General features: G+C 68.7%; 6 protein-coding genes. 2 read left to right on the top strand and 4 right to left on the bottom strand.

What is annotated here, in order from left to right; all coding sequences use genetic code 11:
- Positions 1-387, top strand: a 387-nt coding sequence (locus C5O18_RS05585; RefSeq protein WP_105192214.1) for a YgiW/YdeI family stress tolerance OB fold protein, incomplete at its 5' end; no start/stop codon positions are given.
- A gap of 52 nt (positions 388-439) precedes the next feature.
- Here C5O18_RS05585 and C5O18_RS05590 read toward each other — a convergent pair.
- Genes C5O18_RS05590 through C5O18_RS05600 form a run of 3 tightly spaced genes read right to left on the bottom strand, consistent with a single transcriptional unit; the run spans position 440 to position 3,075 of the window.
- A complete protein-coding gene (locus tag C5O18_RS05590; protein WP_105192216.1) occupies positions 440-1,627 on the bottom strand; it encodes an iron-containing alcohol dehydrogenase in 1,188 nt (395 codons plus the stop codon).
- Between the two features lie 2 nt (positions 1,628-1,629).
- Entirely contained in the window at positions 1,630-2,184 is a 555-nt protein-coding gene (locus C5O18_RS05595; RefSeq protein WP_105192218.1) for a hypothetical protein, read from the bottom strand.
- A gap of 45 nt (positions 2,185-2,229) precedes the next feature.
- A complete protein-coding gene (locus C5O18_RS05600) occupies positions 2,230-3,075 on the bottom strand; it encodes a 23S rRNA (adenine(2030)-N(6))-methyltransferase RlmJ (RefSeq protein WP_105192220.1) in 846 nt (281 codons plus the stop codon).
- Between the two features lie 28 nt (positions 3,076-3,103).
- On the opposite strand from C5O18_RS05600, the gene C5O18_RS05605 reads away from it, so the two are divergent.
- Positions 3,104-3,745, top strand: a complete 642-nt coding sequence (locus tag C5O18_RS05605) for a 2OG-Fe(II) oxygenase (protein ID WP_105192222.1) — start codon at positions 3,104-3,106, stop codon at positions 3,743-3,745.
- A 30-nt stretch (positions 3,746-3,775) separates the two neighbouring features.
- Here C5O18_RS05605 and C5O18_RS05610 read toward each other — a convergent pair whose 3' ends face one another.
- A complete protein-coding gene (locus C5O18_RS05610) occupies positions 3,776-5,728 on the bottom strand; it encodes a CocE/NonD family hydrolase (RefSeq protein WP_105192224.1) in 1,953 nt (650 codons plus the stop codon).
- Positions 5,729-5,843: the final 115 nt, after the last annotated feature.

A 5,843-nucleotide genomic window follows, 5' to 3' on the forward strand; every position in this document is an offset into this window, starting at 1 on the left:
CTCTCCGCCGGCCTGCTGCAGGCCGCCCCCCAGCCTGTCGCCCCGGCCGCCGCGCCGGCAGCGGTCAACAGCCACGCCCTCGCTCATGGCCAGCAGGCGGGCGGTTTCACCGGCCCGGACGCCGTGCGCCAGGTCACCATCGCCGAGGCGCGCAAGCTCAAGGATGACACGGCGGTGAAGGTGCGCGGCCACTTCGTGCGCTCGCTGGGCGGTGACAAGTACGAGTTCCGCGACGACACCGGCAGCATCACCGTCGAGGTCGATCACGAGGACTGGCGTGGCCAGCAGGTGACGCCGGCCGACCTGGTGCTGGTCACCGGCGAAGTCGACAAGGGCCTGCGCAAGGTCGAGCTGGATGCCGACAGGGTGGATATCCTGCGCAAGTGACCTGAGGCGAACGAAAAAGGGGCCCGAGGGCCCCTTTTTTCATTCCGCTGCATCAGCCCCAGGCTTTCTCCAGGATGGCCAGGATTTCCTCGCGGTCGGCCTCCTTGGGGTTGATGATGATGGAGCCGTCATCGATCGTGAGGTCGGCGATCTGCGCCAGCTGTTCGCGGCTGACCTTGCCGGTTTCCTGCAGGGTGCGCGGCAGCTTGCAGCGGGCGTGGATCTCGTCGCGCAGGCGGCGGATCTCGGCGATGGCGCGGTCGGCGCGCTGCGCCGCCGGCGTGGCGGCGTAGACTTCGGCGCCGGCCAGCGGCAGCAGCAGCTCGGCGATGCGGTCGCCGTTGACTTCCTTGTTGTACTCCAGCGCATAGGGCAGGAACAGGTTCATGCACAGGCCGTGCGGCAGGTGGCAGACCGCGCCCAGCGAATGGCCGAGCGCGTGCACCAGGCCCACCATGGCGTTGGAGAACGCCACGCCGGCCATGGTCGAGGCCTGCGCCAGCTCCAGGCGGCCGTCGGCATCGGCAGGGTTGTCCAGCACGTGCAGCAGGTTGTCGCTGATCTTGCGGATGGCGCCCTGGGCGTAGGCATCGCTGATCGGGTTGTGCGCCAGGCAGGTGAAGGCCTCGACCGCGTGGGTGAGGGCGTCCATGCCGGTCATGGCGGTGATGTGCGCCGGCAGCGTCAGCGTCATGCGCGAGTCGAGCACGGCGGCGTTGGGCATCAGGAAGTAGGACATGAAGGGCATCTTCACGCCCTTCTCGGTGTCGGAGATGACCGCGATGGCGGTGGTTTCCGAGCCCGTGCCGGAGGTGGTCGGCACCACGAACAAGGGCTTCAGCGGGCGCTTGAGCACATGCGCGCCGGAGTAGGCGAGCAGGTCGTCGCCACCTTCGGAAACGAGGATGTTCACGGCCTTGCTGGTGTCGATCACCGAGCCGCCGCCGATGGCGATCAGGGCATCGCAGCCGGCGTCGCGGTAGGCCTGGGCCGCGGCGCGCACGGTCTGCAGCGAGCTGTCCGGCGGCACGTCGTCGAAAATGGCGGCGATCTGCGCGCCGGCGGCAGCGAAGGCGGCCTCGACATGGCTGAGCAGGCCGACGCCGCGCACGCCCTTGTCGGTGATCACCATGGGGCGCTTCGCGCCCAGGATGTCGAGCTCGAACGGCACGTGCTCGAGGGCGGCGTGGCCGGCGATCACTTTCACCGGGCAGAAGAATTCGTAGTAGGGCTTGGTCATGATCACTTACCTGCGGCCAGCTGAGTAACGAGGGACTTGGTGACCAGCCCGTAGATGCGGGCGGCCTTGGTGATTTTTTCGACGAACGGCACGTCGGTGTAGCGCTTCACCGCCCGCTGCGCGACCAGCTTGGGCAGGATCAGGGTTTCCATCTGGTTCAGGCAGCGCACCAGGCGGATGGCGTGCGACAGGTTGCCGTCCGCGATCATGCGGTCATTGGCGAAGGCCCGCGCGGTGCCCTCCTGGAAGGAGAACACCAGGAAGGCGTGCGCCATGTGCTTGAAGCGGATGGTCAGGTCAGGCTTGCCGACCGGCGCGGAGATCACCTCGGCAACGCCGTGCTCGCCCACGCGCAGGAAAAAGTCGGGGCCGGCGGGAAAGACGGTCATGCTGACCTGGTAGCCGGGCGGAAAGGCCGACAGCTCGCGCTGCACGGTCTCGTCGACGCGGCTGGCGGCGGCCAGTCCGCTGCCGACCACGGCCATCATGGTGGTCACATAGGCTTTCTGGGCTTCGTAGCCCAGGGCTTCCTTGCTGATCTTGTCGGGCAGAATCATGGCTCGCTCGCGCAGGGGGAATCACGGCGAGCGAGTCTAGAGCAATTACTCTATATTTGCCAGCCAGCGCACGTGGTGGCTGCGCTGCGGGTGCTCCGACAGACGGTCGGCGAGCCAGGCCAGGGTCTGCTTCGCTTCTTCGTAGAAGCCCCAGGGCGGGTTCACCACCACCAAGCCGGAGCCGTTCAGGCCTAGGGCGTTGTCGTCGGGCATGACGCAGAGCTCGCAGCTCATCATCTTCGGAATGCCGCTGTTCTGCAGCGCGCGGTAGAAACGCACGATGCTGGCGCGCTGCTTGATCGGGAACCAGGCGGCATAGACGCCGGTGGGCCACTTCGCGTGCGCGGCGGTGAGCAGCTTGACCACCTGCGGGTAGTCGTCGCGCTCGATCTCGTAGGGCGGGTCGATCAGCACTAGGCCGCGCCGCTCCTTCGGCGGAATCAGCGCGGTCAGGCCTTCGTAGGCGTTGCGCTGGTGCACGGCGACGCGGGCGTCATCCTTGAAGTGATGGCGCAGGCTGGCCACTTCGGCGTGCTGCACATCGAGCAGGATGGCGCGGTCCTGCGCGCGCAGCTGCTGCACCGCCAGCCACGGCGAGCCGGGGTAGTCGCTGCGCGCGAAGCGGGCCTGGCGCGCCAGCACCAGGCGCAGGTAGTCGGCGACCCAGGGCGGCGCGCTGCGGTGGTCGTCGAGGCGGTCGATGCCGGCGCGGTATTCGCCGGTCTTCTGCGCCTGCGTGCCGTGCAGGTCGTAGATGCCGGCGCCGGCATGGGTGTCGATGTAGGCGAACGCGGTATCCTTGCGCCGCAGCGAGGCCAGCAGGCCCGTGAGCAGGCTGTGCTTCATGACGTCGGCGAAGTTGCCGGCGTGGAAATGGTGACGATAGTTCATGACAGACTTTTCGGATGCGCAGGCCGCGATGATACCCGCTTTGTCCGGCCATGACTGGCCGGCGCTGATCGAACGCGTGCTCGCGGTGCTGCCCGAGCCCGGCTGGGTGGTGCTGCCGGATGCCCTGCCGGCGGATCTGGTGGCGGCGCTGCGCGAAGAGCTGGTCGCGCGTGATGCCGCCGGTGTCTTGCATGCCGCCGGCATCGGCCGTGGCGCGGCGCATCAGGTGCGCGGCAGCGTGCGCGGCGACCGCATCGCCTGGCTGCAGGCATCGTGGCCGGCGGCGGCGCGCTATCTCGCGCTCATGGACAGCTTGCGGCAGGCGCTCAACCGTGCTTTCTTCCTCGGCCTCGACGAATACGAGGCGCACTACGCCTGCTACGAGCCCGGCGGCTTCTATCGCCGCCATGTCGACCGCCACGCCGGCGGCGCCGACGGACAGGGGCAGCGCGTGATCTCGACGGTGTGCTACCTCAGCGAGCCGGGCTGGCCGGCGGATGCCGGCGGCGAGCTGCTGCTGCATCCGGAGGGGCATGATGATCCGGTCAGGGTCCGGCCGGAGGGCGGCACTCTGCTGGTGTTCCGCAGCGACAACCTGCCGCACGAGGTGCTGGCGGCGAACCGGCAGCGGCTCAGCATCGCGGGCTGGATGCGCACGCGTGGCGACTGAGCGCTGCGGTTGATCTTGAAAAGGGCCGGGTTACTGCAGCGCCGACGCCGGCACCACCGGCAGCACCACGCTCGACGGGTATTCCGCGCTGTTGTGGATGGTGATCGCGCCGAGCAGGCCCTTGAGCAGCGTCGGCAGCGGCTGCAGGCCCTGGCCCACGTTGCTGGCGCTGATCGCTACGCGCAGCTGGTGGCCCTTGGCGATCATGGCGCTGGTCGGGAAGATCTCGACCGGCAGCAGCATGGGCTCGTTCGGCTTCACCGGCAGCACGGAGGCCTTGGTGAACGGGTGCCAGGGCTGGATCATCTCGTCGCCGATGTAGCGCGAGCGGCTTTCATCCACCGCGCGCAGCGAGGCGGTGAGCAGGCCGTTGGACAGCGGCGCCGACTTGCCGGTGGCCGGATCGTAGTCGGACACGCGCACCGACAGGCCGGACTCCAGCGCCGTGGTGGAGATCCAGATGTCGGCCTGGATCGGGCCGTTGATGTAGTAGTCCTCGGTCATCACCGGCGTGCTGAACACGGCGGACGGCACCTGGTCGGCGCCGTCGTCGGTGAAGCAGGGCAGCGGCAGCAGGCCGAGCAGGCCGGCGGTCCACTGCGACAGGCTCTGCGAGCAGATGCCTCCGATCGGGTGCTGGATCACCATGGAGGTTGCTTCGTCGCCCGTCGGCGCGGTGGCGTTCAGCGACTTGTCGCCGCGCAGGAACAGGCGCTCGGCGCGCACCTGCGGGTGCGGCCAGTCGGTGGTGGTGACGTAGCGCTCCAGGCCCTTCACGTACTGGGTCACGTTGGGTATCTTGTCGGCACCCACGTCCAGGCCTTTCACGTACTGGTCGAACCAGTGCAGCAGGATGTGGTTCATGGCCGGCACGCCATCGGCGGGCAGGCCGTCATCGGGCACGCCGGCGGCCGCGATGTGGCTCCACGGGCCGATCAGCAGCTTGGTCGGCACGCGGTCTTTCAGGCGCTCGAACCACATCGGCTCGCTGCGCTGGAACAGGTCGTGCAGGCCGCCGACGACGAAGGTCGGCACCTTGATGCTGGCGGCCTGCTCGATGGGCGAGCGCACGCGCCAGAAGTCGCCGTCGTAGACGGTGTTCTCTTCGCCGAGCAGGGCCTTGAGGATGGTCGGCACCTGGAAGCCGAGCACGGCGCCGAGCAGGTGCTCGACCAGCGTCTGCACGCCCATGGCCGGGTCGGCCTGCAGCGCCGCGAAGTCGAAGATGCCCAGGCCGGTGACCAGGCCCATCCAGATGGGAATGAAGGTCGGGTTGACCTGGCCGCCGGTGAACACGATGTCGCGGTAGCCATCGCCGATGGGCACGATGGGGAAGGCGGCCTTCACCGCCGGGTGCTGCTGCGCCGCCGTCAGCACGCTGGTGATGCCGAGGTAGGACACGCCGTAGAGGCCGATGCGGTCGTTCGACCAGGGCTGGCTGACGACCCAGTCCACGACTTCCGCGTAGTCGCCCTGCTCGTCTTCGCCGAAGGCCGCCCAGGTGCCGCCGGAGTTGCCGGTGCCGCGCACGTCGACGATCACCGTGGCGTAGCCGTGGCGCGTCATGTAGGGGTCGGCGCCGCCGATGGCGGACACGAACTGCCCCATCACCAGGTTGTAGGAGGTCTGCACCAGGATCACCGGGAACGGGCCGGCGGCGGCCTGGCCGCTCTCGTCGGCCGGCAGGGTGACGCTGACGGCGAGCCTGACGCCGTCACGCATGGTGATGAACTGGGTCGGCAGGGCGGTGCCGCCGGCATGCGTCATGGGCGGGTCGTAGTCGGTCCACACCGCCTTGGCATTGCCGGCGCTGCGGCCGTAAGGCTGGCTGGTTTCGCCGCGGGTGCCCAGCGTGGTGGCCTTGCTGGCGGAGGCCGAGGGGCTGCCGTCGCCGCCACCGGAGGAGGATGAGCCGCCGCAGGCGGCGAGGCCGGTGGCGAGCAGCAGGATGCTGGCGTAGCGCAGGCAGTGGCGCATGAGCATGGGACGTGTCCTCCTGACGCCAGGGCCTGGCGGCCGTGCTGGGCATTTTTTGTTCTGGGGCGCGAATCATGATTCTGGCATGCGCCGTTGTCAACAGTGCGTGCCGGCGTCAGCC

It is taken from the genome of Amnimonas aquatica, from assembly GCF_002943415.1.
In the GTDB taxonomy this organism is placed as follows: Bacteria; Pseudomonadota; Gammaproteobacteria; order Pseudomonadales; family Moraxellaceae; genus Perlucidibaca; species Perlucidibaca aquatica_A.

What these genes read in the sequence shown, in the direction of transcription:
- C5O18_RS05610 (WP_105192224.1), bottom strand. Translation starts at nt 5,728, where the DNA reads ATGCTCATGCGCCACTGCCTGCGCTACGCCAGCATCCTGCTGCTCGCC.
- C5O18_RS05605 (WP_105192222.1), top strand. Translation starts at nt 3,104, where the DNA reads ATGATACCCGCTTTGTCCGGCCATGACTGGCCGGCGCTGATCGAACGC.
- C5O18_RS05600 (WP_105192220.1), bottom strand. Translation starts at nt 3,075, where the DNA reads ATGAACTATCGTCACCATTTCCACGCCGGCAACTTCGCCGACGTCATG.
- C5O18_RS05595 (WP_105192218.1), bottom strand. Translation starts at nt 2,184, where the DNA reads ATGATTCTGCCCGACAAGATCAGCAAGGAAGCCCTGGGCTACGAAGCC.
- C5O18_RS05590 (WP_105192216.1), bottom strand. Translation starts at nt 1,627, where the DNA reads ATGACCAAGCCCTACTACGAATTCTTCTGCCCGGTGAAAGTGATCGCC.